The sequence below is a fragment of the Sinimarinibacterium arenosum genome (assembly GCF_005047655.1).
In the GTDB taxonomy this organism is placed as follows: domain Bacteria; phylum Pseudomonadota; class Gammaproteobacteria; order Nevskiales; family Nevskiaceae; genus Solimonas.
This window is the reverse complement of the sequence record NZ_SUKF01000006.1, coordinates 54512-79924: the sequence shown is the minus strand read 5'-3', so window position 1 is coordinate 79924 and position 25413 is coordinate 54512. Positions and strand designations below refer to the sequence as shown.

Annotated in this window: 25 protein-coding genes; 17 read left to right on the top strand and 8 right to left on the bottom strand. The window is 64.7% G+C overall.

Annotation, left to right across the window (positions count from 1 at the left end; genetic code table 11):
* Positions 1-158: 158 nt before the first annotated feature.
* Positions 159-818, top strand: coding sequence for a DUF1134 domain-containing protein (locus E4T66_RS13160; RefSeq protein ID WP_136849517.1), 660 nt, complete (start codon positions 159-161; stop codon positions 816-818).
* A 36-nt stretch (positions 819-854) separates the two neighbouring features.
* Here E4T66_RS13160 and E4T66_RS13155 read toward each other — a convergent pair whose 3' ends face one another.
* The gene (locus tag E4T66_RS13155; RefSeq protein ID WP_136849516.1) at positions 855-2012 is read right to left on the bottom strand and encodes an aminotransferase class V-fold PLP-dependent enzyme; all 1158 of its coding nucleotides are present in this window, start codon (positions 2010-2012) and stop codon (positions 855-857) included.
* Between the two features lie 4 nt (positions 2013-2016).
* Positions 2017-2463: a GNAT family N-acetyltransferase gene (locus tag E4T66_RS13150; protein WP_211242910.1), complete on the bottom strand. Its 447-nt coding sequence runs from the start codon at positions 2461-2463 to the stop codon at positions 2017-2019.
* Between the two features lie 161 nt (positions 2464-2624).
* Here E4T66_RS13150 and E4T66_RS13145 point away from each other — a divergent pair, with 161 nt between their 5' ends.
* On the top strand, positions 2625-3362 hold the full coding sequence (locus E4T66_RS13145; protein WP_136849514.1) for a Bax inhibitor-1/YccA family protein: 738 nt from the start codon (positions 2625-2627) through the stop codon (positions 3360-3362).
* 92 nt (positions 3363-3454) lie between these two features.
* Entirely contained in the window at positions 3455-3802 is a 348-nt protein-coding gene (locus E4T66_RS13140; protein ID WP_136849513.1) for a DMT family protein, read from the top strand.
* Positions 3803-3821: 19 nt separating this feature from the next.
* Here the strand turns inward: E4T66_RS13140 and E4T66_RS13135 are convergent, their stop codons facing one another.
* Entirely contained in the window at positions 3822-4256 is a 435-nt protein-coding gene (locus tag E4T66_RS13135; RefSeq protein ID WP_136849512.1) for a hypothetical protein, read from the bottom strand.
* Between the two features lie 137 nt (positions 4257-4393).
* On the opposite strand from E4T66_RS13135, the gene E4T66_RS13130 reads away from it, so the two are divergent.
* The 3 genes from E4T66_RS13130 to glnE are packed head-to-tail and all read left to right on the top strand — an operon-like array spanning position 4394 to position 9380.
* The gene (locus E4T66_RS13130; RefSeq protein WP_211242909.1) at positions 4394-5875 is read left to right on the top strand and encodes an amidase; all 1482 of its coding nucleotides are present in this window, start codon (positions 4394-4396) and stop codon (positions 5873-5875) included.
* Between the two features lie 8 nt (positions 5876-5883).
* Positions 5884-6570, top strand: coding sequence for a hypothetical protein (locus E4T66_RS13125; protein ID WP_136849511.1), 687 nt, complete (start codon positions 5884-5886; stop codon positions 6568-6570).
* A gap of 14 nt (positions 6571-6584) precedes the next feature.
* Positions 6585-9380, top strand: coding sequence for a bifunctional [glutamate--ammonia ligase]-adenylyl-L-tyrosine phosphorylase/[glutamate--ammonia-ligase] adenylyltransferase (gene glnE, locus E4T66_RS13120; protein WP_136849510.1), 2796 nt, complete (start codon positions 6585-6587; stop codon positions 9378-9380).
* Between the two features lie 3 nt (positions 9381-9383).
* Here the strand turns inward: glnE and E4T66_RS13115 are convergent, their stop codons facing one another.
* Positions 9384-10244: a sulfotransferase family protein gene (locus E4T66_RS13115; protein WP_136849509.1), complete on the bottom strand. Its 861-nt coding sequence runs from the start codon at positions 10242-10244 to the stop codon at positions 9384-9386.
* A gap of 178 nt (positions 10245-10422) precedes the next feature.
* On the opposite strand from E4T66_RS13115, the gene E4T66_RS13110 reads away from it, so the two are divergent.
* From E4T66_RS13110 to E4T66_RS13090, 5 genes are all read left to right on the top strand, one after another.
* Entirely contained in the window at positions 10423-11724 is a 1302-nt protein-coding gene (locus tag E4T66_RS13110) for a capsular polysaccharide export protein, LipB/KpsS family (RefSeq protein WP_169577615.1), read from the top strand.
* Positions 11725-11799: 75 nt separating this feature from the next.
* The gene (locus E4T66_RS13105) at positions 11800-12462 is read left to right on the top strand and encodes a sulfotransferase family 2 domain-containing protein (RefSeq protein WP_136849507.1); all 663 of its coding nucleotides are present in this window, start codon (positions 11800-11802) and stop codon (positions 12460-12462) included.
* Between the two features lie 7 nt (positions 12463-12469).
* Positions 12470-14284, top strand: coding sequence for an asparagine synthase (glutamine-hydrolyzing) (asnB, locus tag E4T66_RS13100; protein WP_136849506.1), 1815 nt, complete (start codon positions 12470-12472; stop codon positions 14282-14284).
* 100 nt (positions 14285-14384) lie between these two features.
* Positions 14385-15479: a glycosyltransferase gene (locus tag E4T66_RS13095; protein ID WP_136849505.1), complete on the top strand. Its 1095-nt coding sequence runs from the start codon at positions 14385-14387 to the stop codon at positions 15477-15479.
* A gap of 4 nt (positions 15480-15483) precedes the next feature.
* Positions 15484-16563: a glycosyltransferase gene (locus E4T66_RS13090; RefSeq protein ID WP_136849504.1), complete on the top strand. Its 1080-nt coding sequence runs from the start codon at positions 15484-15486 to the stop codon at positions 16561-16563.
* On the opposite strand, the gene E4T66_RS13085 is transcribed toward E4T66_RS13090, so the two are convergent.
* On the bottom strand, positions 16527-17636 hold the full coding sequence (locus tag E4T66_RS13085) for a glycosyltransferase (RefSeq protein WP_136849503.1): 1110 nt from the start codon (positions 17634-17636) through the stop codon (positions 16527-16529). The genes E4T66_RS13090 and E4T66_RS13085 overlap by 37 nt on opposite strands.
* The gene (locus E4T66_RS13080) at positions 17633-18673 is read right to left on the bottom strand and encodes a glycosyltransferase family 9 protein (protein WP_136849502.1); all 1041 of its coding nucleotides are present in this window, start codon (positions 18671-18673) and stop codon (positions 17633-17635) included. Before E4T66_RS13080 ends, E4T66_RS13085 begins: the two co-directional genes overlap by 4 nt.
* 92 nt (positions 18674-18765) lie before the next feature.
* On the opposite strand from E4T66_RS13080, the gene E4T66_RS13075 reads away from it, so the two are divergent.
* Genes E4T66_RS13075 through E4T66_RS13065 form a run of 3 tightly spaced genes read left to right on the top strand, consistent with a single transcriptional unit; the run spans position 18766 to position 21566 of the window.
* Complete coding sequence (locus tag E4T66_RS13075) at positions 18766-19689, top strand: branched-chain amino acid transaminase (RefSeq protein WP_136849501.1); 924 nt, start codon at positions 18766-18768, stop codon at positions 19687-19689.
* A gap of 25 nt (positions 19690-19714) precedes the next feature.
* Positions 19715-21151: a bifunctional D-glycero-beta-D-manno-heptose-7-phosphate kinase/D-glycero-beta-D-manno-heptose 1-phosphate adenylyltransferase HldE gene (gene hldE / locus E4T66_RS13070; protein ID WP_136849500.1), complete on the top strand. Its 1437-nt coding sequence runs from the start codon at positions 19715-19717 to the stop codon at positions 21149-21151.
* A 28-nt stretch (positions 21152-21179) separates the two neighbouring features.
* A complete protein-coding gene (locus E4T66_RS13065) occupies positions 21180-21566 on the top strand; it encodes an MAPEG family protein (RefSeq protein ID WP_136849499.1) in 387 nt (128 codons plus the stop codon).
* A 12-nt stretch (positions 21567-21578) separates the two neighbouring features.
* Here the strand turns inward: E4T66_RS13065 and ubiM are convergent, their stop codons facing one another.
* Positions 21579-22808 carry a 5-demethoxyubiquinol-8 5-hydroxylase UbiM gene (gene ubiM / locus E4T66_RS13060; protein ID WP_136849498.1) on the bottom strand — a complete coding sequence of 410 codons (1230 nt, stop codon included), beginning with the start codon at positions 22806-22808 and terminating at the stop codon, positions 21579-21581.
* 295 nt (positions 22809-23103) lie between these two features.
* Here ubiM and E4T66_RS13055 point away from each other — a divergent pair, with 295 nt between their 5' ends.
* From E4T66_RS13055 to E4T66_RS13045, 3 genes are all read left to right on the top strand, one after another.
* Positions 23104-23700 carry a DUF938 domain-containing protein gene (locus tag E4T66_RS13055; RefSeq protein ID WP_136849497.1) on the top strand — a complete coding sequence of 199 codons (597 nt, stop codon included), beginning with the start codon at positions 23104-23106 and terminating at the stop codon, positions 23698-23700.
* 9 nt (positions 23701-23709) lie between these two features.
* Positions 23710-24114 (top strand): YchJ family protein, encoded by a 405-nt coding sequence (locus E4T66_RS13050; RefSeq protein ID WP_136849496.1) that lies wholly within the window; start codon positions 23710-23712, stop codon positions 24112-24114.
* An 85-nt stretch (positions 24115-24199) separates the two neighbouring features.
* Positions 24200-24802, top strand: coding sequence for a DUF924 family protein (locus tag E4T66_RS13045; RefSeq protein WP_136849495.1), 603 nt, complete (start codon positions 24200-24202; stop codon positions 24800-24802).
* Between the two features lie 9 nt (positions 24803-24811).
* Here E4T66_RS13045 and E4T66_RS13040 read toward each other — a convergent pair whose 3' ends face one another.
* On the bottom strand, positions 24812-25231 hold the full coding sequence (locus tag E4T66_RS13040; protein WP_136849494.1) for a secondary thiamine-phosphate synthase enzyme YjbQ: 420 nt from the start codon (positions 25229-25231) through the stop codon (positions 24812-24814).
* Positions 25232-25413: the final 182 nt, after the last annotated feature.

Sequence of the window (25413 nt, the reverse complement as noted above, 5' to 3'; positions counted from 1 at the left end):
TCACGGTGTTGCTGTCGGAAAGATTGCGCCATCGTTCGGACCTCGGTCGCAAGGACTGCCATCGCATTCCGCACCGGATGTCAGCTGCCGTTCAGCCGCGCCGCGCTACACTGCGCCATTGCCGCTTGCGATGCGCTGATCACCACTGGAGTCCGACGATGCTGAGTCGAGTTGCACTGCTTTCCTGCGTACTGCTGAGCGCCTGCGCACAGCAATTTCAGACGACCTCGCCGAGTCCGGATGCCCCGCGCGCAATCCTGGGCTCCGACCGCAGCACAGCGACGGGCACTGCCGCGCCCGAGACCCAGGCAGTGACGCCGTCCGGCGATCAGCAGCAGACCTACAGCCCTGAAGAAATGTCGCGCGTCGCGTCGGAATTTTTCGGCGAAACCAGCGAGTCCCTGGCCAAGGCGATCGAGCGCACGTTCTCCGACTACGGTCGGCCGACTGCCTACATTCTGGGACGTGAGGGTGGCGGTGCCGCCGTGATTGGCGTGCGCTACGGCGAGGGCACGCTGCAGTACAAGGGAGGTGGCAGCATCCCGGTGTATTGGCAGGGGCCCACGGTGGGTTGGGACTTTGGCGGCAGTGCGTCGAAAGTTTTCACGCTGGTTTACAACCTGAATGACACCTACCAGCTGTTTCAGCGCTTTCCTGCAGTCGACGGCAGTCTCTATGTGATTGCCGGCTTCAGCGTCAACTATCAGCGTAGCGGTGACATCGTACTGGCACCGATCCGCACCGGTGTGGGGCTGCGCGCCGGGGCCAGCCTCGGCTATATCCACTACACCCGCGAGCGCTCGTACATTCCGCTGTAGTTCGGAGTCAGCAAAAGCCGGATTGAACGCACAGGCTCAGAGTGCTTCCAGTCGTCGCATCAGTTCGCGCAGGTCACGATAATCGTGATAGATGCCGAGCCCGATGCGCAGACACTGATCACGCACGTCGCAGATGACGTTGGCAGCTTCCAGCTGAGCGCAAAAGGCTGCGGCATCGGGGTGGCGGAAGCTGAGGAAGTTACCCCGGGGCAGGGACAGCGGCGGTTGCAGCGTGGTGCGATTGAGCACCGGGTGGGCCAGCGTGTCGAGCCCGGCAATCAACTCGCGCTGCAAATCCAGTACATGTGCGCGGATCGCCGTCGGCGTGATCTGTTCCCGACGCGCCCAGTCCATCACCGCATTGAAGCGGTACAGGCCGGTGGGGTCGAAGGTTGCGCCCCAGAAGCGGCCTCCTTCAGGAGCATACTGGATCGCGCTGCTGTTGCTGCTGGCCAGAGCGCCGAAACTTGCTAACCAGCCGGTATCGACGGGACATTCGGCATAACCGGGCGGGCAGTGCATGAAGGCGATGCCTTCGCCAGACATTGCATATTTGTAGCCACCGCCGAGATAGAACGCGCGGCCGGCGATGCGTCCGAGATCGACCGGCAACGCCATGAATGCGTGGTAGCCGTCAATGACGACCAGACTCCGGCGACTGGGAACCATCTCGACCAGACGTTCGGGTTGCTCGATCCAGTAGCCCGAGTTGTAAAAGACCTGGCTGAAGAAGATCAGATGGTGTCCGCCGACACGGATGCGCTCTGCAAAGCGCTGGGTGAAGCTGTGGAACGGTTCGACCGCGACCCGCTCGACTTCGCAGTGCCCGGCTTGCTCGAGGCGTTCGATCTGGCGTGAGAAACTGAGAAACTCGCTGTCGGTGGTCAGCACCCGGAATGGTCTCGCTTCGATGGTCGAGATCAGGCGCATCAACAGCTCATGCGTGTTGGTGCCGAATGCCAGCGAGCGTGGGTCCGGCAGATTCAGCAGTCGCGCCAGATGCTGCTGAGCCGATGGGATGTGTTCGCCAAAGACATGCTCCCATTTGTGATCCATTTCGCTGGCAGCATCCAGCCAGGCCTGTTGCTGAGCGCTGTAGCTGACGTCCGGCCAGGGGTGATGGCTGTGCGCAGCCAGATGCAGGCGCTGTGGCTGCGCATCGAGAAAGCGCGAGAAATGAGCCTTAATGCTCATGCGTTCAAAGCAGCGCTTGCTTGAAGTTGAACGAGGTGATCGTCATCCCTTCGCGGAAATAGAAGCGATGGGCGTCGGCGCGCTGAACGCCGGAATCCAGGGCCAGCGTCGTGCAGCCCTGTGCCTGCGCGGTGTTGCGCAGCCACCCCATCAAGGCATGTCCGATGCCGCGTGAGCGAAGCTGCTGATCGGTTACCAGATCATCCACATACAGGTGCCGGCCTAGATGAGTGTTCACATGAATACGGTAGACCGCAACGCCAACGACGCGCTCGCGATCCAGTGCTGCGACCATCCGCCCGCCACTGGCAAAAACCTGCGCCATGAGGGCGGCATAGGCGTCGGGCAGCTGTGGCCGTAGCTGGCGGTGTACCCCCAATGCGGCCTCAAGGTGGTGTGGGGCGATGATCTGACCCTCCTCGTTCGTGATGTGTACGATCTGGAAGTTCACGCCGAAAAGCGCTCCAAGCTCTTGAATTAACTGAATCATACCCCCACTTATTCGAATGCCGCAGGGTTGCGGGCTGATCCCTGGAGCGAACTCTCGCTGCAGACGCCGGTCCAACCCGGCACAATGCGTCTTCATTGATCGTCAAACATCTGGAGTTGTCGATGAGTTTGAATCCGAATCTGCGTCCCGTTCCTGTCCCGACCGATCGGCGGGAGACGCTGTATCGCGCCGCCGGTGTCAGCGACGCATCGCTGCTGTCGACGCATACGGTGCTGCGCAACACCTATCTGCTGCTGTCGATGACCTTGCTGTTCAGCGCCGCGATGGCCGCGCTGTCGATGGCGATCGCTGTGCCGTACGGGCTCAGCCTGGTCTGCTCACTGGTTGCGATGGGATTGCTGTGGTTTGCGGTGCCGCGCACGGCCAATTCAACCAATGGCATCTACGTAGTCTTCGCCATTACCGGGTTGCTCGGCTTCGGCTTGGGCCCGGTGCTGAACATGTACATCAAGGGTTTTTCTAATGGCCCGCAGATTGTCTCGATGGCTCTGGGCCTGACTGGCGCGACCTTTGTCGGCCTCTCTGCCTACGCAATCCGTACGCGCAAGGACTTCAGCTTCATGCGCGGCATGCTGTTCAGCGGCATCATGCTGGCCTTCGTGCTGAGCATCGGCATGCTGGTGGCATCGATGTTCGGCCTCTACCTGCAGCCGCTGGCGCTGGGCATCTCGGCCATGTTCGCGCTGCTGATGTGTGGTCTCATCCTGTATCAGACCAGTGAGATCATTCACGGCGGCGAGACCAACTACATCCTCGCGACCGTGACGCTGTACGTGTCGATCTACAACCTCTTTACCAGCCTGCTGCATCTGCTGGGCTTCGCCGCTGGCGAAGATTGATCCCGGCGGCGTGCGCCGGTTCTCCGGTCAGCACGCAATAGTATTGGTGTCATCGCCCCGCTTCGGCGGGGCGTTTTTGTGGGAGCAAGCAGATGAATTGGTCGGTGCTCGGGCAGACCGCAGGTCTGCTGGTGTTGTCGAACGTGTTCATGACGCTGGCGTGGTATGCCCATCTGCGCGATCTGCGCGACAAGCCCTGGCTGCTGGCGGCCCTGCTCAGCTGGGGCATCGCGCTGTTCGAGTATCTGTTGCAGGTGCCGGCCAACCGCATCGGCTATACCGCACTGAGCCTGCCGCAGCTGAAAATCCTGCAGGAAGTGATCACTCTGCTGGTATTCGTGCCGTTCGTGCTGCTGTTCATGAAGCAACCACTGAAGTGGGACTATCTGTGGGCAGCGCTATGCCTGATCGGCGCGGTCTATTTCGTGTTCCGCTCGTAATCGATAGAGATCCGACGTCTCAGCGGTCATCCACTTTCAACACGAAAATGCCCTGGTCGGTACGGACCAGAGTGCCGGTCACGGTCACTGTTTTTTTGCTCAGGCCCGGTCGGATATCCAGCAGGCGAACATCCTCGGTGCGTCCGCTGACCCACAGGCAGGTCTCATCGCCGGTCAGCATCCAGTCATTGCGCGACAGCGGATGAACCCCGCTGCAGCGGCCTTCGCTCTGGCGCGGAATGCCCGAAACGCTGATGCGCTGATCAATGTGTTCCGCCAGATGCGGTACCGCCTCATCGACGTCGATTGCGGCGTCTTCGCTCAGCTGAACCGGTCCGCTGCTGCCGCAGGCGGTGAGCAGCCCGCAGAGGGAAAGCAGCGCCGTGGCGGCATGCCGCCAGTAGCTCCGGGTGATTGCGGTCGTGAGGCTGGGGCTGAAAATGTCTTGCGGCATGTCGGAAACAGTAGAAAGAACTGGAGTAATGAACGGGTGTCGCACGCACGGAATCAGTGCAGGCTACCATCTGGCTACTCTATGCCGCACGCTCGAAAATGTGGAGCGGATAGCGCCGCCCCGAATGAAGGACAAGCATGATTTCTGTCGACGAGTATCAGCAGTACGACGCCCTTGGTCTGGCCGATCTGGTGCGCCGCGGAGAGGTTTCGGCGCCGGAACTGCTCAGTGCCGCGCTAAAACGGGCTGAAGCGGTGAATCCCACGATCAACGCGATCGTGGTGCCGATGCATGAGCTGGCGCAGGCGCGGGCGCAAGCCCCGTTGCAGGGACCGTTTGCCGGGGTGCCGTTCCTGGTCAAGGACGTGATTCAGGACTACGCCGGCGTGATGACCACATCCGGCAGCGGCGCGATCCATAACTACATTCCGGAATCGCATGCCGAGATCACCGAGCGTTTTCTGCGCAGCGGCGTGGTGATCTTTGGCAAGACCAATTCTCCGGAACTGGCGCTGAAGGGCGTGACCGAACCGCAACGTTGGGGCGCGACGCGCAATCCGTGGAATCTGCAACACACGCCTGGCGGCTCCAGCGGTGGTGCGGCCGCAGCGGTTGCGGCCGGCATCGTGCCGATGGCCGGGGCCAATGATGGTGGCGGTTCGATTCGGATCCCCGCTGCATGTTGCGGCTTGTTCGGATTGCGGCCCTCACGCGGGCGCGTGCCGCTGGGGCCGCGGATCGGCGAAGCCTGGGAAGGCGCGTCGTCCGATCTGGTGGTCTCGCGCAGCGTGCGCGACAGCGCCGCGATGCTAGACGCGATTCAGGGCGCTGATGTGGGCGCGCCGTTCGAGATCCGTCCGCCGGAACGGCCGTATCTGGACGAGGTCCAGCGCGATCCCGGAAAGCTGCGCATCGCGTTCTGCCTGCAATCGCCTATCGGCACGCCGGTGGATCCGCAATGTGCGCAGGCTGTGATGAACACGGCACGGGTGCTGGAAGGTCTGGGGCATCACGTCGAGGAGTCGGCGCCGCGGATCGACGGGCGTGCTTTGGCGCGCGACTACCTGACCATGTACATGGGCCAGGTGGCTGCGGATATCGCGCACTGGTCCGCCGTTGCCGGCGCGCGGGAGGCGGACTTTGAAATCGAGACCCGCATGCTCGGACTGCTTGGACGCAGCCTGCCGGCCGGTGACTACGTGCTGGCCCGGCGTCGCTGGAATGACTACGCGCGTGCGCTTGGGCAGTTCCATCAGCGCTATGACCTGTACATGACGCCGACGCTGGCAGCCCCTCCGGTGCGTATTGGCGAGCTGGATCCTCCCGCCTGGCAGCAGGCGGCGACCAAGCTGCTGCTGGCACTGCGCGCAGGACGGGTGGTTCACGCCAGCGGCATCGTCGAGCAGCTGGCACTGGAAAGCCTGGCCAAGGTGCCATTCACGCAGCTGGCGAATCTGACCGGTACGCCGGCGATGTCGGTGCCGTTGCACTGGACGACCGAGCAGCTGCCGGTCGGGGTGCAGTTCATTGCGCCGTTCGGTGCCGAGGACCGGTTGCTGCGGGTGGCGTCACAACTTGAGCAGGCACAGCCGTGGGCCCAGCGCCGGGCACCGCTGTGAGCGCGCCCGTGCAGATTGCATCGCGTTACTGCGGTCCGCCGCAGTCCGGTAATGGCGGCTACACCTGCGGCTTGCTGGCGGAAGCCAGCGGTGAGCACGGTGCGGTCGAAGTCACCTTGAAGGCACCACCGCCGCTGGATTGCGAGCTGCAGCTGCGCAGTGAGTCGGGTGTGACGAGCCTGTGGGACGGCGAGCAACTGATTGCCGAAGCCCGTGCGGCCACGTTGCCGCCACCTTCCATCGAGGTGCCGAGCCTGTCCGCGGCCCGTGCGGCGGTGTCGCACTATGGTGGTCGCGAGCAGCATCTGTATCCGAGTTGCTTCACCTGTGGGCCACACCGTGCACCCGGTGACGGCCTGTGTCTCTTCACCGGCACCGTTGCAGACGGTGTTGTTGCAGCACCGTGGTGCCCGAGCGCGGAGGATGCGGCGAACCTGCCAGTGCTGTGGGCGGCGATCGACTGTGCAGGTTATTGGGCCTGCGCCGGCGCGACCCAGGAGTCCATGCTGCTGGGACGGATGACGGCCGTATTCGATCGTCGGCCGCAGGCGGGTCAGGCGCTGATTGTTGTCGGTCGGTCGATGGGGCGCGAAGGCCGCAAGGTGTTTGCGCAGACCGCGCTGTTTACCGAGGACGGTCATTGTCTGGGACACAGTCTGCAGACCTGGATCAGCCTGCAGCGATCCAACAGCTGAATGACGAATTGAACATGGACGAGATTCTTGAGCGCGTGAAGCAATGCTGCCCTGAGCTCGCGCAGCCGCTGGAGCGCCCGCTGCGCGCCAGTCGCTTCCTGCGGACGGCACTGGGCGGAATGCTGCAACAGGGCGACGACTGTGCCGATTTTCTGCGTAGCGTCGCTGCCGCCGAGATCGTCCACGCCGTCGATGCCGCGCTGAGTGCTGATGACAGCAACGAGGCGCAGCAGTGTGCGTTGCGCCAGCTGCGTCGCCGCTACATGGCGCGCATCGCGTTCCGGGATATCGCCGGGCTGGCGCCGCTTGACGAGACCCTGGTTGATCTGTCGAACCTGGCTGACGCTTGTGTCGACTCCGCACTGCGTGCCGTTGCGGGACGATTGCAGCAGCGTTACGGCATCCCACGCGATGCCGAAGGCACGGTGGTCACGCCCGTGGTGCTGGGCATGGGCAAACTCGGCGGTCGCGAGCTGAATTTTTCCTCCGACATCGATCTGATTTTCTGTCATACCGACGGTGGCCAGACGGATGGTGAGCGCCCGATCAGTTGTGACGAGTACTTCGCCAAGCTGGCGCAGGAAACCACGCGGTTGCTGGTGGCCCAGACCGTCGACGGTTTCGTGTTCCGGGTGGATACGATGCTGCGGCCGTTCGGTTCGGTTGGTGCCCTGTCGGCGTCATTCCCTGCGCTGGAGGATTACTACCAGGAGCATGGTCGCGAGTGGGAGCGCTACGCCTTGATCAAGGCACGGCCGATCGCTGGCGATCTTGAGGCGGGAGAGCAGCTGCTGAGCCTGTTGCGTCCTTTCGTCTACCGGCGCTATCTGGACTACAACGCGATCAGCAACCTGCGCGACCTGAAGCGCATGATTGAAGACGATGTCCAGCGCAAGGGCCTGCATGACAACGTCAAACTGGGGTCTGGCGGCATTCGCGAAATCGAGTTCATCGTGCAGTCATTCCAGCTGGTGCGTGGCGGTGCGGAAAGCGAACTTCGCGACAATCGACTGCGTCCGACCCTGCGCTATCTGGGGCAGAGCGGACATCTGGCGGCGGAAGTAGCCGAGCGTCTGGATCAGGCCTACGTGTTCCTGCGACGACTGGAGAACGCGATCCAGATGTATGACGATCGCCAGACCCACGCGATCCCCACCGATGCCGACGCGCAGGCAGCCCTGGTTGCGGCGCTGGACCTCCCTGATTGGTCAACGCTGATCCAGCAGTGGAAGGAGACGCAGCAGTTTGTGCGCGAGCAGTTCGATCATGTGTTCGCCGACGCTGCGGCGCAGCCGCCGGACCCGCATCAGGGGCTGATCGATGCGCTGTGGAATCAGGCGCTGCCGGAGCCGCAGGCCGCGGAGATGTTGCGGGCCTCGGGCTTTGTCGCAGATCCGGAGCAGGTTGCGCGGCACATCGAAGCGTTGCGGCACGTGCGGCTGGTCCGCGCCATGCGCGAGGAAGCGGTGGCCAAGCTGCGCACGCTACTGGCTCGCCTGCTCAGCGAGGCGCTGAGCCTGCGCCATCCCGAGCAGGCCCTGGGGCGCGTGCTGCAGGTTGTGGAAGCCGTGGCCGGGCGCTCGACCTATCTGACGCTGCTGCGTGAGAGTTCCGGCGCACGGAAACAGCTGGTCCGGTTGTGTGCGGCGAGTCCGTGGCTCAGCGAGTTCATTGCGCGCTCGCCGATCGTGCTCGACACCTTGCTGGATCCGCGCAGTCTGTACGAACCGCCCGCGCGGGAGGAAATCGTCAGCGATCTGGCGCGCCGTTGCGATGATCTGGATGTTCCGGAAGACACCGAGCGCGCGATGGAGCTGCTGCGGCAATTCCAGAAGGAAATGACCTTGCGCATCGCTGCGGCAGATCTGGTTGAAGCCTTGCCGCTGGTCCAGGTCAGCGATCGCCTGACTTGGCTGGCGGAGGCGATCGTCGAGCGTGCACTGCATTTCGCCTGGGCTGAAATGCGTCAGCAGTACGGCGAGCCGTTGCGCAGCGATGGTACCGTCGCTGGCCTGAGTGTCATCGCGTACGGCAAGTTCGGCGGGATCGAACTGGGCTACGGCTCGGATCTTGATCTGGTGTTCCTGCACGATTGCGACCAGCTCGGCGCAGACAGCGTCGGCGGCGCGCGCAGCATTGACAACGGCACCTACATGACACGGCTGGCGCAGCGCCTGATCAACTGGCTCAGCACGCAGACTCCGGCCGGGCGTGCCTACGAAGTCGATATGGAGCTGCGGCCCAATGGCCGCTCGGGCCTGCTGGTCAGCAGCGAGAGCAGCTTTGCCGACTACCAGCGCAATGAGGCCTGGACCTGGGAGCATCAGGCATTGACCCGGTCCCGTTTCATCTGCGGCAGCAAAACGATCGGCGAGCGCTTCGCGAAGTTGCGCCACGAAGTCATCACACGCGAACGCGATCCGGAAACGCTGCGCCAGCAGATTGTCGACATGCGCGCGAAGATGCGCCTGAATCTGGACAAGACCTCCGCTGAAGGCTGGGACATCAAGCAGGGCGTTGGCGGTCTGATCGATATCGAGTTCATCACCCAGTTTCTGGTGCTGCGCGATGCGCATCGCAGCCCGCAGATCGCGCAGTGGAGCGACAACTGGCGGCAGCTCGATGCGCTGGCAGAGGCTGGCAGTATCGAGCCCGACGACGCCAAGCAATTGATCCACTGCTATCGGCGCTATCGGGTGTGGGCGCATGCGCGTTCGCTGCAGTCGACCTCGGGCCTGACCCCGGTGGATGCGTTTGCCGAAGAGCGCGCAGTGATCGACACGCTGCGCCGCAAGCTGCTGGGCGCCTGAAGCTCAGCTCGACGGCGTGGTGACGCGTGGTGTCGCCGTGTCGCCGTAGACGCCTCGCCAGTGCGTGAAAGAGCGTCCGGTCAGGTGCGCAAGCTGCTCGGTATCGTCGCGGTACATCTCGACGATGTCGGCATGCCGCACCGGATCGAATGTCGGGCGTGGAATGTCGCGGGTGAATGTTTCGCGCAGCCAGGCATTGCGCCGCATCGGTCGGCGTCCCACCAGCTTGCGCACGATGCGGCCTGCAGGTGTTTCCTGGCGCTTGTCGGCACTGTCATTGTGCGTCTGAGTCCATGATGGATCGCTGAAACCGGCATCGACGCAGAGGAAGCGCAGGATTGCTTGCATCGTCTCGACCGGTTGCGCCACCAGATCCTCGAAGCAGGCGACATGGATCGACTCGGGAGCGAAGTAGCGCAGGTAGGCCTGCAGCTGGTAGTGGTAACGCCCGGTATTCAGCACCAGGTCGCGGTCCGGCGCCGTGAGCACGCCCTCGAAACTGCGGAACTCCTGGTTGTCGTCGACTTCATGCACGTATTGCGAAATCAATCGCCGGATCGGATCGCGCACCAGATAGATCAGTCGTGCATCAGGAAGAAGCTGATGGATGCGCCCCGGGACTTCCGGGAACTTGTCGCGCATCGTATAGCGCGTCGAAGACTCGCCGCGCATCGGGGTGTCTCCGCTCCAATGCGCCTGATACCACGCCAGCCCGCGCGACCCGTTAAAGCTGTCGATGAAGAAATTCACTTCCTTGCGTTTCTGTGACATCTTGATCTGCGGATGCCGATGCAGGTAGTTGTGCAGGCTGTAGGTGCCCGCCTTCATGGCGCCGATAACGAGAAAGGTCGGAAGTGCCGACATCAAAAGATCCACAGGTGCTGTTCGACCGGCATGATAGGCATGGCATCGTCATGCGGCAAAAGGATTAAGCCGTCTGCCGTGCGTCGCTGGGGGCGGGTTAGAATGTGCCGCAAGCGCCATCGGCAGTGTCAGCGGCCGGTTTATTGCGATGGCCAGTATCAAGGGAAGGGAGCCGCCCATGAGGGCAGACAGCGCGGGACGGGGGCCTGCGACGACGCGGGTACTGTTCGTGTCGCCGCCGCGTCGTGCGGTGCAGTTCTTTGCCGAAACCGCGCGGCGGTTTCCGGTCGATTGGCATTTCTTTTCGGTCAAGCCTCCGGTGCGCAGCGTGCTGCACCAGCTTGGACTGCGCTGCCTGCCGGGAGACGGCCGCCTGGTTAAGGCGGATCAGGCGGAGGCCACGGTGCATCTGCCCGGCTACAAACGCGGCGAGCAGCTCAGCGGACGCCTGGCCCGGGTGCAGCAGCGCATCGCGGCGACATTGGAGCGGGCGATCGATCAGCAGGGCATCGATGCCCTGCTGGTGTGGAACGGCGCTGGCTTGATCGGCGCCACCGCGGCGCAAATCGCGCGTAGACGTGGGCTGCCGATCCTGTTCGGCGAGAACGGCTATTTCCCGGACACGCTGCAGTTGGACCCGGCCGGCGTGAATCAGGCGTCATCGGCGACCGAATTCGTCCGTGACCGGCGCTATCTTGGCTACGTGCCACCGAAGCATGAAGCCAATGGCGGCGACGACGACATCTGCGTGCGCCCGGTCAAACCGACGGCCTGGAGTCGTCTGGGGCCGGAGCTGCGACGCCTGCTGACGCCGGCCGCCTGGGCCTGGCTGCGGCCGACACCCCATGCGCGCCTGCCCGAGCAACTGCCGCCGGATCTGCCGCCCTATGTGTTCGTGCCGCTGCAGGTCAGCAAGGACACGCAGCTGAAACAGTATTCACCGCTGGTCGGCAACGACTTCGGCCTGCTGCTGGACCACCTGTCGGCCGCGCTGGCGCAGCTGCGGCCGGACTGGCGCATCGTGGTCAAGCCGCATCCGGCCGAGCATCACCATGTGCAGGTGGGCTACCGCGCCTGGCTGCGGCGCTGGCCGAACGTGGTGTTCGCCACCGCGCCGAGTAGCATTGCACTGATCCAGGGCGCGCAGGCGGTGGTGACGGTGAACTCGACCGTGGGTTTCGAGGGCATCGTGCACAACAAGCCGGTGGTGACGCTCGGCGGCAACTTTTATTGCTTCGTGCCGCTGGTCAATCCGGTCGAGAGGCTCGAAGACCTGCCGGCGGTACTGCAGGCGGCGCTGGAGCAACCGCAGGACGTCGCAGCACGCCAGCAGTTTCTCGACTATGTGCGGCATGAATTCCTGATCGATTGCGGCTATCGCCGCATCACGCCGCGGCAAATGGCGCATCTGGTCGCCGCGATCGAGCAGCGTGTGGCGGCGGCGTCCGCAGCGTCGGTGTCGTCTGCGCTGGACGGATAAACGATAATCGGCGGAACGAACCTTTTCGGCGGGGTGCGCGTGCCGTAGACCGCCTGCCTGATCGAGCGTGCTGACATGCTGCTGTCGAACCGTTACAACTTTCTGTACGTGCACATCGCCAAGACCGGCGGCACCAGTGTGCGCGCGGCGCTGAAGTCGCTGCAGTGGAAAGATCCGTACTACGCGGCGCAGTTCATCTGTTCGCGTCTGTCGCACATGACCGGGCACCGCATCGCCGCCAAGCTGCCGCGCCACGCCAAGATCGTCGGCGCGCAGGAGATGTTGCCGAAGGAATTTTTCGATGGCCTGTTCAAGTTCGCCTTCGTGCGCAATCCCTGGGATCTGCAGGTGTCGAGCTATCACCATCTGAAGCGCGAGCGCCCGCATCTGCTTGAAGGCCACGAGAGCTTCGAGGACTTCACGCGCTGGAAGCTCAATCCCGAGCGGCCATACCAGTACCACCTGGATACCGCGATCACGCCGCAGACCGACTATCTGATCGATCTGCACGGCACCGTGCTGACTAACTTCCTCGGCCGTTACGAGCAGCTGCACGACGATTTTGCGCACATCTGCAAGACCATTGGCGTGACGCCACCGGAGCTGCCGCACAAGCGCCAGGCCACCGATCGCAGCAAGGACTACCGGAGCTACTACAGCGATGATCTGGCCGAGCTGGTCGGACGGTACTTCCGGCGCGATGTCGAAGTGCTGAACTACCGCTTCGATCCGGCCTGAGCGCGCCATGTGTGGCATAGCCGGCATGGTGGTGCGCGATCGCGTGGTGGATCCGGCGGATCTGCAGCGCATGAGCGCGCGGCTGACGCACCGCGGCCCCGAAGACAGCGGCATCTACGTCAGCGATCACGTCGGCATCGCGCACACGCGGCTGGCGATCATTGATCTGGCCGGCGGTCATCAGCCGCTGTGCGATGCACAGGGCCGCTATGCCCTGGTCTGCAATGGCGAGATCTACAACTACGTTGAACTGCGTGCCGAACTCGAGGCGCTGGGTGCCGCGCCGCTGACGCACTCGGATTCCGAAGTCGCGCTGCACGGGTTCGCGCAGTGGGGTGTCGCCGGTCTGAAGCGGTTGCACGGCATGTACGCCTTTGCGCTGTACGACCATCAGCAGCGTGACCTGTGGCTGGTGCGCGATCGCCTCGGCATCAAGCCCCTGTATCTGGCGCGGTTGCCGGACCGCATCGTGTTCGCCTCCGAGTTGAAGGCGCTGCTGCCGCTGCTGCCGCAGCGCAAGGTGCAAGCGGGCGCGCTGGCCGAGTTTTTCCAGAACCAGTTTTCGACCGGCGCCGACACCATCATCGAGGGCGTCGAGCGCATCGCGCCGGGGACGGCGCTGCGCATCACGCCGGACCTCAAAATCGAGACCCATCGCTACTGGTCGGCGCGCGACGTTGCCCCGCGCGGCGCGATGAGCCATGCCGACGCGCTGGCCGAATGGGAACCCCTGTTCGATAAGGTCATGCGCGAGCACATGCGCGCGGATGTGCCGTACGGCGTGTTCCTGTCCGGCGGGGTCGATTCCGCGGTGCTGCTGGCGCAGCTCAAGCGTGCGCATGAGCATCCGATCAAAACCTATTCGATTGGCTGGAGCGATGCGCAGATTCGCGACGAGCTGGACGATGCAGAGCGCATGGCCCACCTGTTGGGGTCGGAGCATCGATCGATCCGGCTCGACGCGCAGGCGGTGTTCCAGCGCCTGCCGCGGTCGGTATGGGCGGCGGACGATCTGATGCGCGACTACGCCTGCCTGCCGACCCTGGCGCTGGCCGAGGCGGCGGCGCAGGACCTGAAAGTCGTATTCAGCGGCGAGGGCGGCGACGAAGTCTTTGCCGGTTACGGGCGCTACCGCCCGGATTTCTTCGAGCGCACGTTCAAGGCCTTGCGCCATCCCGGCAGCGGCGGCTTTCGTGTGCGTCCGGAACTGGACCCGGCATGGGTGCGGCGACTGTTCGTGCCGGCGTTGCAGCCGGCGCTGGCGGGGCATCGCGCGCCGGTGGTGCGGGCCTGGGGCGAGACGCCGGCGGCGTGGTCGGATCTGCAGCGGCGCCAGTACGTTGACCTGCAGACCAATCTGCCGGATGACCTGCTGGTCAAGGCCGACCGCATGCTGATGGCGTTCAGTGTCGAAGGGCGGGTGCCGTTCCTGGACCATCGCGTGGTCGAGTTCGGGCTGTCGTTGCCGGATCAGCTCAAGGTCAGTTCCAAGGGCGGCAAAGTGTTCATCAAGCGCTGGGCTGAATCCTTCCTGCCGGCGGATCACCTGTGGCGACGCAAGCGCGGCTTCCACGTGCCGGTCGGCGAATGGCTGCGCGGCGGTTTTCTGCAGGCGCTGCAGCCGCGCCTGCAGCAGTCCGCGGCCATCCGCGAATACTGCGTGCCGGCGCAGGTCGACGCACTGATCGTGCGCCAGTCCGCTCACGGTGATGTCACGCGCGAGGTCTGGAGCCTGATGCAGTTTGCGATCTGGCACCGCCTGTTCATCACGGGGGACGGCGCGGTGCCGGCCGCTGCGGAAGATCCGCTGGAATGGATCTGAGCGCCGGCGGCGGGTGTTGGCACAACTTTGACGTGCAGACAGGTATGTACTGCGCCACTATTTTGAAAACGCAATCCGGCATTCGGGAGATCTGGGGGCAATGAAGCGCGTAGGGGTCGTGATTTCATTTTCCGGCGACGGGGGCGTCGAGCGCATGGTCAGCAATCTGTGCGCTGAGTTCGTCGAGCATGTGCAGGTCGACCTGCTGGCGATCCGCGCCGAAGGCGGTCACGTGGCGCGGCTCTCGACCAAGGTCAATCTGATGCACCTGCGTGCCAAGCATGCCTGGACCGCAGTGCCGGAAATCGCGGCGTACCTGCGTGTGCAGCGCCCGGACGCGCTGCTGGTGGCAAAGGACCGCGCGGGCCGCGCGGCGCTGCGCGCGCAGAAGAAAGCGGGCACGCAGACACCGATCTGGATCCGCCTGGGGACGAATCTGTCCGCTGCGCTGCAGCGCAAGGATGCCTTCAGCCGCTGGTTGCGGGTGGCGCCCATGCGCCGTCTCTATCCGCGCGCGGCCGGCGTGATCGCGGTGTCTGAAGGCGTCAAGGCCGACACGATGGCGGTGACCGGGTTGCCGGCTGCACGCATCGAGGTCATTCGCAATCCGGTGATCACGCCGACGCTCGCGGAGCAGGCGGCCGACCCGGTGCCGCACGCGTGGCTGTCGGACAAGCTGGTGCCGGTGGTGGTCGGCATGGGCCGTCTGACCCGGCAGAAAGACTTTCCGACCCTGATTCGCGCGTTCGCGAAGATCCAGGACCAGCTGCACTCGCGCCTGATCATTCTCGGCGAGGGCAAGGATCGTGAAGCGCTGCAGGCGATGATCGATGAGCTTGGGTTGAGCGATAACGCGCTGCTCGCCGGGTTCCAGTCCAATCCGTATGCCTGGCTCGCGCACGCCGACCTGTTCGTGCTGTCGTCGGCGTGGGAGGGTTCACCCAATGCCTTGACCGAGGCGCTGGCGCTGGGTGTGCCCTGCGTCTCGGCAGACTGCCCGAGCGGCCCGATCGAGATCCTCGACCGCGGCCGCTACGGACCGCTGGTAAAGGTGGGCGATGTCGACGCGATGGCGGCAGCGATGCTGCAGACCCTGCGCGCGCCGTTGCCGCGGCAGACCTTGCGCGACGCCGTGCGGGAATATCACAGCGACATCAGCGCGCGGCGCTATCTGCAAGTTCTCGGCGTTGCCTGACCCCATGCGCAGTCTGCACCTCATCGCAAGTCTGAACATGGGCGGAGCGGAGAACAGCTTCGTGCGTGCGGTTCGCGCTTTGTCCAACGCGGGTCACATCACGGCAGCGGCGGTGCGCCCGTCATCTGCCCTGGTGGCAGCGCTGGGCACACACACGCCACGCTACGACGTATCGCTGCGCAATTACGCCGACCTGAGCTCGGTGCTGCGGATTCGGCGCCTGCTGCGCGACGAGGATTTTCCCGTCGTGCAGACCTGGGCGAGCCGGGCAACCTGGCTCACACACGCGCCGCGCGGTGTCGCTCACGTTGCCCGCTTGGGTGGACGCTACCGGCTGTTCTACTTCCGGCACGCGCACGCCTGGGTGGTCAACACGCGCGGACTGCGTGAGTGGATGATCAGCCGGGGCTTTCCGGCGCACGCGGTGACGCACATCGACAATTTCGTGCCCTCCGATCCGGCGCCGCCGCCGTTTTCCCGTGCCGACCTGGGCATCCCCGACGATGTACTGCTGACAGTTGCGCTTGGGCGCCTGGTCGTCAAGAAGGGATTCCAGGATCTGCTCGAGGCGATGGCCCAGCTGCCCCGAAGCGTCGGTGGCCGTGAGCATCATCTGCTGCTGATGGGCGACGGCGTACTGCGTGAATCGCTGGTCGAACAGATTACCCGCTTGGGACTGGGCGATCGCGTGCACCTCACCGGCTGGGTCGACCGCGCCGCTGCCGCATTGGCGCTGGGCGACGTGATGGTGTGTCCTTCACGGATCGAGCCTCTGGGCAATGTCATTCTTGAAGCCTGGAACAAGGGATTGCCGGTGGTCAGTACCCGCAGCGATGGCGGCAGCGAGCTGATCGATGATCGAGACAACGGGCTGTTATGCGATGTGGCCGACCCGGCGGCGTTGGCGCGTAGCTGGAGCGAAGCCTTGTCGGATCAGACCTTGCGTGAGCACATCGCAGGCCGCGGACTGGAGCGGTTCCGCGCGCGTTTCAGCGAGCGTGCGACCGTGGACGCTTACGTGAATCTGTATCAGCGCCTGGCGCGCGGTCAGGCGCGTGTACCGGAGTCGAGCAGCGCGCGGTAGATCTGCAGATTGCCCTCGACCATCGTCCCGACCGAAAACTCACGCGCGATTAATGCGCGTCCGCCGTCGGACAGACGCCTGCGCAGACCGGTATCGCTGATCAGGGTCCTGATTGCGCGCGCCAGCGCATCGACGTCACCCGGCGGGACCAGCATGCCATTCTCGCCGTCGCGCACCGCTTCCGGCATGCCGCCGGCGCGGCTGGCGATGACCGGGACGCCCGCGCTGGACGCCTGCAGCAGCGAGACGCCGAGGCCTTCCATCAGTGCCGGATGGATCAGGAAGTCCAGATTGCCCATCCAGCGCGGAAGGTCATCGCGGAAACCGACGAAACGCACGCAATCGCTCAGGTGCAGGCTCGCAGCCTGCTGTTCCAGGGCCGCGCGTTCAGGGCCCTGACCGAAACACAGCACCGTCAGTGCGCCGGGCATCAGCTGATGGTGCTCGATCAGCTGGTGCAGCGCCTGCAACAGCAGGTGGTGTCCCTTGCGTTTGATCAGCTGCGCGACGACGCCGGCAACCAGCGAATTGGGCGGCACGCCGAAGCTGCCGAGAAAACTGGCGCGCGGCTGCGGATGGGTCCACGGCGCGGCGTCGACCGCGCTGCGCACGACGGCGATGCGCGCAGCCTCGACGCCCTCGCTGCGCAAGACGTCGGCGATGCCTTCGGAGATGCAGATCACGCGCGCATAGCGGCGGTATTTCCAGCGCGCCCACCACGGCTTCTCGGGGTTGTCGACGCGCCGCGACAGTACCGCCGGGACGCCTGCGCGCTTGGCGGCGATACCGCCCAGCACATCGGCGCCGCGGCGTGAATGCAGATGCACCAGATCCGGCCGGTGGCGTTCGATCGCGCGACGCAGGCGCCCGATGAAGCCCAGATCCAGATCGCCGCTGCAGGGAATTTCCTCGACCTGAACGGCACTGCCGGCGAAATGCCGGCCGATCGCGGCGCCGGGCGGACACACCAGCACGCACTGCACCCGGCGACGGACCAGCCCGTCGAGCAGATAGGCGACCTGCTGCGCGCCGCCGTACAGATGCATGCCGGTCTCGACGTGCAGGATCTTCATGCGACGGCTCCCAGCAGTTCGCGTGCGGCGGCGATGACGCGCGGCGGCGTCAGCTGGCGCATGCAGATGAACGCACCATCACAGGTCGGGCGGCGTTTGCACGGCGCGCAGGGCAGGGCATCGTAGAGCACCCGCAGCGGCGAATCGGCGCCGCCGGTGTAGGGGCAGGTCGAGCCGAACAAGGCCACGGTCGGGCGCTGTACCGCGATGCCGATGTGGGTCAGGCCGGTATCGACGCCGATCACCAGGCCCGCTCTTTCGAGCCAGGCCGGCAGCTCGTGCAGCGCCGTGTCGCCGGCCAGGCTGAGGCTGCCGGCGGGCATCGCCTCGACCAGGGCCTGGGCGTGCGTGCGGTCAGCCGGACCGCCGAACACCACGCAGCGGCCGAGTCCGGCCTCGGCAATCAGTCCGGCCAGCGTCTGCCAGTGATCGTCGAACCAGTGCTTCTGCGGGCGCGTGGTGAACGGACACAGCGCGACGAATCCGGGTTCCAGGCTCAGCCGCTGCATCTGTGTATCGACGCTGTCGCGGCTTCCCGACGTGATCGGCAGGCGCGGCGCCGCTGCGGGCGCGCCGGTGAGTTGCTCCGCCAGATAGCGGTATTCGGACGCAATGTCGCTGGGTTCGCCGCCCTTGTCATAGGTCTGGTGCAGCAGTCCGGCCAGCGGTTCCTTGGAGCGGAAGCCAACCCGGCGTCGCCCGCCGGCCAGCCACGCCAGGATGCGCGACTTGGCGAGTCCCTGGGCGTCGATAACCCAGTCAAAGCGCTGTGCGCGGAGCTTTCTCCGCAGCCGCCACAACGCTGACAGCGACGACAGATCGGACTTTGGCACGCTGATCAGCTGATCGATGCGCGGGTCTTCGCGCAGGATGCCGGCAAAGCCGCTTTGCGCCAGCCAGCTAATCTGCGCGTCCGGGTAGGCGCGGCGCAGGCCGTCGAGCAGGCTGGTACAGAACACCAGATCACCGAGCGCCGACAGGCGGACGATCAGGATGCGCTGGGGCGACGACGACAGGTCGGTGGACGGTGTGGGCACAGGTTCGGATTGGCTTGAGTCGGATTATGATAGCCGCTGCGATTGCCTATAATTTCGGCCTTCGCCTCCTCAACATCCCCCGGAATTGATCTATGACGTCCTTTGCCGACCGTGACGGCTTCATCTGGTACGACGGTGAACTCAAGCCTTGGCGCGAGTGCACGACCCATGTGCTGACTTACACCTTGCACTACGGCGTCGGTTGTTTTGAAGGCGTTCGCGCGTACAAGACGCCCAAGGGTACGGCGATTTTCCGGCTCGAAGACCATACCAAGCGCCTGTTCAACTCGGCCAAGATCATCGGTATGCCGATGCCGTGGAGTGCCGAGGAGCTCAACGAGGCGCAGAAGGAAGTCCTGCGCGTCAACAAGCTCGAAGAGGCCTACCTGCGCCCGATGGTGTTCTACGGTTCCGAGGGCATGGGCCTGCGCGCAACCGGTCTGAAGACCCATGTGATCGTCGCTGCGTGGCCGTGGGGCGCCTATCTGGGCGCCGACAACATGGAGCGCGGCATTCGCGTCAAGACCAGCTCGTTCTCGCGTCATTACGTGAATTCGTCGCTGTGCCGCGCCAAGGCCAACGCCAACTATCTGAATTCGTCGATGGCGCTGATGGAAGTGCTGCGCGATGGCTACGACGAGGCTGTGATGCTCGATCCGGAAGGCTATGTCGCCGAGGGCAGCGCCGAGAATATCTTTGTGGTGACCGACAAGGTCATCAGCACGCCGGACGTGACCTCGGCGCTGGACGGCATCACGCGCCGTTCCGTGATGCAGCTGGCCAAGGACTTCGGCTACGAAGTGCGCGAGCGCCGTATCACGCGTGACGAGCTGTACGTCTGCGACGAAGTGTTCTTCACTGGCACCGCGGCGGAAGTGACTCCGGTGCGCGAGGTCGACAACCGCCCGGTGGGTATCGGCAGCCGTGGCCCGATTACTGCGCAGCTGCAGAAGGCGTATCTGGATCTGGTCAAGGGCAACAACGAACGCTACGCCGACTGGCTCGCACACATCTAAACGGACCGCGATCGGGGAGGCTGCCATGACCGCTGCACTGCCCGAGTTCCGCTCCGCCCGCGTGCTGGTGGTGGGCGACAGCATGCTGGACCGCTACTGGACCGGCCCGACCCAGCGCATCTCGCCGGAAGCGCCGGTGCCGGTGGTACGGATCCGGCGTGACGAGACGCGCCCGGGCGGCGCCGCCAATGTCGCGCTGAATCTGGCCGGGCTCGGCGTGCAGGTCCACCTGATCGGCGTGATCGGCAGCGACGAGGCCGGCGAGCAGCTGGCGCAGGCCGTGTCACAGCGCGGCATCACTGCCGACTGGGTGCGCACCGCTGAACACCCGACCATCACCAAGCTGCGCGTGCTGTCGCGCAATCAGCAGCTGATCCGGCTCGACTTTGAGGAATCCCTGGACGAGCTTGGAGCGTTCGATCGCGTCGCGCTGCAGCAGTGCTATCAGCAGCGTCTGGCGGAGTGCGATCTGGTCGTGCTGTCGGACTATGGCAAGGGCACGTTGGCCGACGCTGCCGGCCTGATCGCGGCGGCGCGCGCCGCCGGCAAGCCGGTGCTGGTCGACCCCAAGGGTCACGACTACGCACGCTACACCGGCGCCACCTTGCTGACGCCCAACGTGCCGGAGCTGGAAGCGGTTTCCGGGCCGTGTACGGATGACACCACTCTAGAGCGCCACGCGCAGTCGCTGTGTTCGACACTGGGACTGGAGGCGGTGCTGGTCACCCGCAGCGAACGCGGCATGAGCCTGTTCCGCAGTGACGACGCACCGCTGCATCTGCCGGCCTTGGCGCGCGAGGTGTTCGATGTCACTGGCGCCGGCGACACCGTGATCGCCACGCTGGCGGCGGCCCTGGCGGCCAACGCGCCGCTGACGGAAGCCTGTCGTCTGGCCAACATCGCCGCCGGCATCGTCGTCGGCAAACTCGGCACAGCGACTGTATCCGTGCTGGAGCTGGAAGCTGCATTGCATGCCGAGCATGGCGACAGCGCGGTGCTGGACGAGCCGGCGCTGCTGCAGCAGATCACCGCAGCGCGCGCGGCCGGTCGCCGTATCGTCATGACCAACGGCTGTTTCGACATCCTGCACGTCGGTCATGTGCGCTATCTGGAAGCGGCGCAGCGCCTTGGCGATCTGCTGATTGTCGCCGTCAACGACGATGCCTCGGTCTCACGCCTGAAAGGGCCGACGCGGCCGCTGAACGCTTGCGAGGATCGCATGCGCGTGCTCGCTGGTCTGCGCAGCGTCGATTACGTCGTGCCGTTCTCCGAAGATACCCCGGCACGTCTGATTGCCGCCGTCCTGCCGGACGTGCTGGTCAAGGGCGGCGACTATCGCCCCGAACAGATTGCCGGGCACGAGGTCGTCACTGCCAACGGCGGGGAAGTCGTCGTGCTGGATTTCCATCAGGGCTATTCGACGACGTCGCTGATCCAGCGCGCCGCCGGACCTGCCGCATAGTGGTTTTCGGGGGCGTAGGGGAGAACTCATGAGCATCACGCCGCTGTACGCCGGCCTGCTGGCGATCCTGTTTCTGGTGTTGAGCATCCGCGTGATCCAGATGCGCACCAACGTCAGTCTCGGCGACGGCGGCGATCCCAATCTGCTGCGGCGCATCCGCGGGCACGCCAACTTCGCCGAATATGTGCCGCTGATCCTGCTGATGATGGCGATGCTCGAATACGGCGGCATGCGCGGCTGGCTGCTGCATGTCATCGGCGCAACCCTGCTGGTAGCGCGCGTGCTGCATGGCATCGCGCTGTCGTTCACCACCAAATGGAAGTTCGGCCGCTTCTACGGCACCTTGCTGACCTTCATCGTGCTGCTGCTCAGCGCACTGCTGTGCATCTGGCAGGGGCTCAAGACGCTGGTCTGAGCCCGGCAGGGCTCAAGATGCGGGCCTGATCCGCGGCAACACGCTGCGGGCGCTGCCGCGGGTCAGCGTGCCGACGACCGCACGCTTGAACGGCGACAGCCGCTCGGCCACGCGCAGCGCGGTATCGCGGGCGAAGCGCGCCGGCAGACGATCGTCGGTGAACAGCTTGGCGATCGCATTGGTGGTCAGGTACAGCGGCAGGGTCGCGCGCCGGTGGCGGGATTGATAACGCGCCAGTCCCTCGGCGTTGCCGATATCCCGTCCTGTTCTGAGCGAATTGCGGATTTCCTCCGCCAGCAAGGCCTGTCCGCTCAAACCGAAGTTGAAGCCATGCGCAGTCACCGGATGCATGCCGACCGCGGCGTCGCCGATGACGGCATAGCGGCGCGCGACAAAGCGGTCGGCATAGACCGCAACCAGCGGATAGGCGTGGCGCGTGCTGCGTAGCTGCATCGTGCCGAGGCGATGGCGCAGCAGATGCTCGATCGTCCGCGCGAATTCGGTCTCGTCCATCGCCATCAGCCGCGAGATGTCTTCGCCGCGTTGCGTGATCACGACGGATGAGCTGTTGCCGTTGCGCGGCAGCAGCGCCGCGGTGTAACCGAACTCGAAGCACTCACGCGCCACATGCGCGTGGGGTTCGGTGTGTTCCATATTGCAGACCAGCATGGTCTTGCCGAAGTCGACCGAGCGCGCGGGAATACCCAGCATGCGTCGGGTTTCGGAAAAGCGGCTGTCCACCGCGACCACCAGTGCCGCGTCCAGCAGGCGGTTGTCGTCCAGGCGCACGCGTGCCCGCGTCTCGCCGCAGTCCACCGCGCTGACCGCAGCGCCAGTGAACCAGGACACGTTGGTCTGCTCGCGCACCGCGCGATAGGCCGCGCGTCGGATCTGATGGTTCGCGACCAGCATGCCGAGTTCATCGTGCGTGCCCATGCGATGGTCGATCTGCAGCAGGCTGCGGCCACGGCCGTTCTCGACTGCGGCGTCGCGCAGCGGCGAAATCGCATCGGCGTCGATGTGCTTCCAGATGCCGAGCTGGCGCAGATGTTCGATCGAGGTCTGGGTCAGCGCGATCTCGCGACCGTCAAAGGCCGGATCGGCGATGGCAGCTTCGTCCAGGCGTTCGATCAGCGCGATCTGCAGACCCGTATCGGCCATCGAGCGGGCAAAGCTCAGACCGGCCGGTCCTGCGCCGACGATGATCAGGTCGAAGGACACGCGCGTATTGGGGAGATTCATGGGTCCGGGCCCTCGGTGGCGGGCCTGCAGCCGGGCATCGGAGCATCGGCGCGCGGAAGTCAATCGGCGTGCCGCCTACCTCAAGCTGACAAGGCGGAGCGGGGGAGATGCGTTACCCCACCAGCTTGAGGCGGCGACAGGCCTTGAATGCATCATCGCCAATTGCCCCGGCGGCTGGGCTGATCTGGATCAGCGATGCTGCGGCAAATACTCTGATAGGAAAATCGCACGGTGATCGGGGCTTCGTCGGCCGTGAGCGGAGGTCGCAGGCTGATTGCGCAGGTATCATCGCCCGATGATCGAAAAACCGCACGCTCCATCAACCGAACGCAACCGCGAGCCCATCCTCGACGTGTTGCGCCAGTATTTTGCCGATCGCAAACAGGTGCTCGAGATCGGCAGCGGCACCGGGCAACACGCCGTTTACTTCGCACAGGCGCTGCCGCAGCTGCAATGGCAGTGCAGCGAGCGCGCCGATCAGCTCGACGGCATCCGCGCCTGGCTGCACGAGGCCGCGCTGCCGAACACGCCGCCGCCGCTGGAGCTGGACGTCGCGCACGCCCACTGGCCGGAGCAGACCTTCGACGCCGTGTTCAGCGCCAACACCCTGCACATCATGCCGTGGTCCGCCGTGCAGCAACTGTTCGCGCGCCTGCCGCAGGTGCTGGCCGCCGATGCACGCGTGGTCGTCTACGGTCCGTTCAACTATGACGGCAAGTTCACCAGTGACAGCAACGCGCAGTTCGATGTCTGGCTCAAGCAGCAGGAGCCGCATCGCGGCATCCGCGACTTTGAAGCCGTCGATGCACTGGCGCAGCAGGCCGGCCTGAAACTGCTCGAAGATCGCGCGATGCCGTCCAACAACCGCTGCCTGGTCTGGGCCAAAGCCTGAGCGCAACGCATGTCACGCAAGAACGCATCCGCCAGCGAACTCTGCCCCTGCGAATCCGGTCGCCCCTATGAAACCTGCTGCGCGCCGTTGCATCGTGGTGGCGCGGCCGAGAGTGCAGAAGCGTTGATGCGCTCGCGCTACAGCGCTTACGCGCTACGGCTGAAGCTGTACCTGCTCGCCAGCTGGCATCCCAGCACACGTCCCGCAATGGATGATCTGGAACTGGACCCGACAACCAAATGGCTGGGCCTGAAAATCGTCGACCGCACGCAGACGGATGAGGATCACGCCACCGTGGAATTCGTCGCCCGCTACCGTGTCGGCGGTAGCAGCGCCGTGCGCATGCAGGAACGCAGCCGCTTTGTGCGTGAGGGTGGGCGATGGTTTTATCTGGATGCAGAAGGCGTGCGCTAATCGACAAATCCTTGCGTACGAGAAAAGTGGAATCTGTGGTACGCCCAGGGTGTCACGGGTAGACGCAGAATCACGGAGACCGAAGATGACCCTGCCGCAGCCTGACGCCGTGCTTCGTTACTGGTTCGGCGAGACGCCGGGGGATGCTGCAGCGGATGCGCCGTCGAAGCTGTGGTGGGGCAAGGATGCCGCCACGGATCAGGAGATTCGTGAGCGGTTCACCGCGCTGCGCGATGCCGCGGTGAGCGGCGCGCTGTCGGCGTGGGAGGGCGATGCGCACACACGTCTGGCGCTGATCCTGCTGATCGACCAGTTCTCGCGCAATATGTATCGCAACGATCCGCGCGCGTTTGCCGATGACGCACTGGCGCGTCAGTGGTGCAAGGACGGTCTGGCGCTGGGACACGACCGCGTGCTGCTGTCGATCGAACGGGTGTTCTTCTATCTGCCGCTGGAGCACTCGGAGTCAGTGGAGGACCAGCAGCGGTGCGTTGCGCTGTTCGAGGCGCTTGAGCGCGAAGTGGCAGAGGCGCAGCGCAAGAGCTATGCGTTCTATCTCGATTTTGCGCGCCGGCATCTGGCGATTATCGAGCGCTTCGGCCGCTTTCCGCATCGCAATGCGATTCTCGGACGCGCATCGACGCCGGAGGAAGTCGAGTTCCTGCAGCAGCCGGGCTCGTCGTTCTGAGGGCGACGGCTACTCGCCGATGATCTTCACCAGCACGCGCTTCTTGCGACGGCCGTCGAACTCGCCGTAGAAGATCTGCTCCCAGGGACCGAAGTCGAGCTCGCCGTTGGTGATCGCGACGACGACTTCGCGCCCCATGATCTGCCGTTTCAGATGGCTGTCGGCGTTGTCCTCCCCGGTGTCGTTGTGCCGCCACTGCTTCACCGGTTCATGCGGCGCAAGACCTTCGAGCCACCGCGTGAAGTCCTGATGCAGGCCGCGCTCGTCGTCGTTGACGAAGACGCTGGCGGAAATGTGCATGGCGTTGACCAGACACAGACCCTCACGGATGCCGCTTTCGGCCAGCGCCGCCTCCACCTGCGGCGTGATGTTGATGAAGGCGGTGCGGGTGGGCGTTTCAAACCAAAGCTCCTGCCGGTGATGCTTCATCCGTGGCTCCTGTAACCGTGCGGGGTCATGGCAGCAGCCTGTCGCGGATGGCGCAGCGGCGTCAACGTCAGTGGTGCGTGGGATGCGTCTGGGTGAGAATGAAATAAACGCACATTCAATTCCGTGGTGCGGCGCTCACGGCTGTCGGGCTGCAAAGATGGTCCATTGCTTGCTTGTCATGA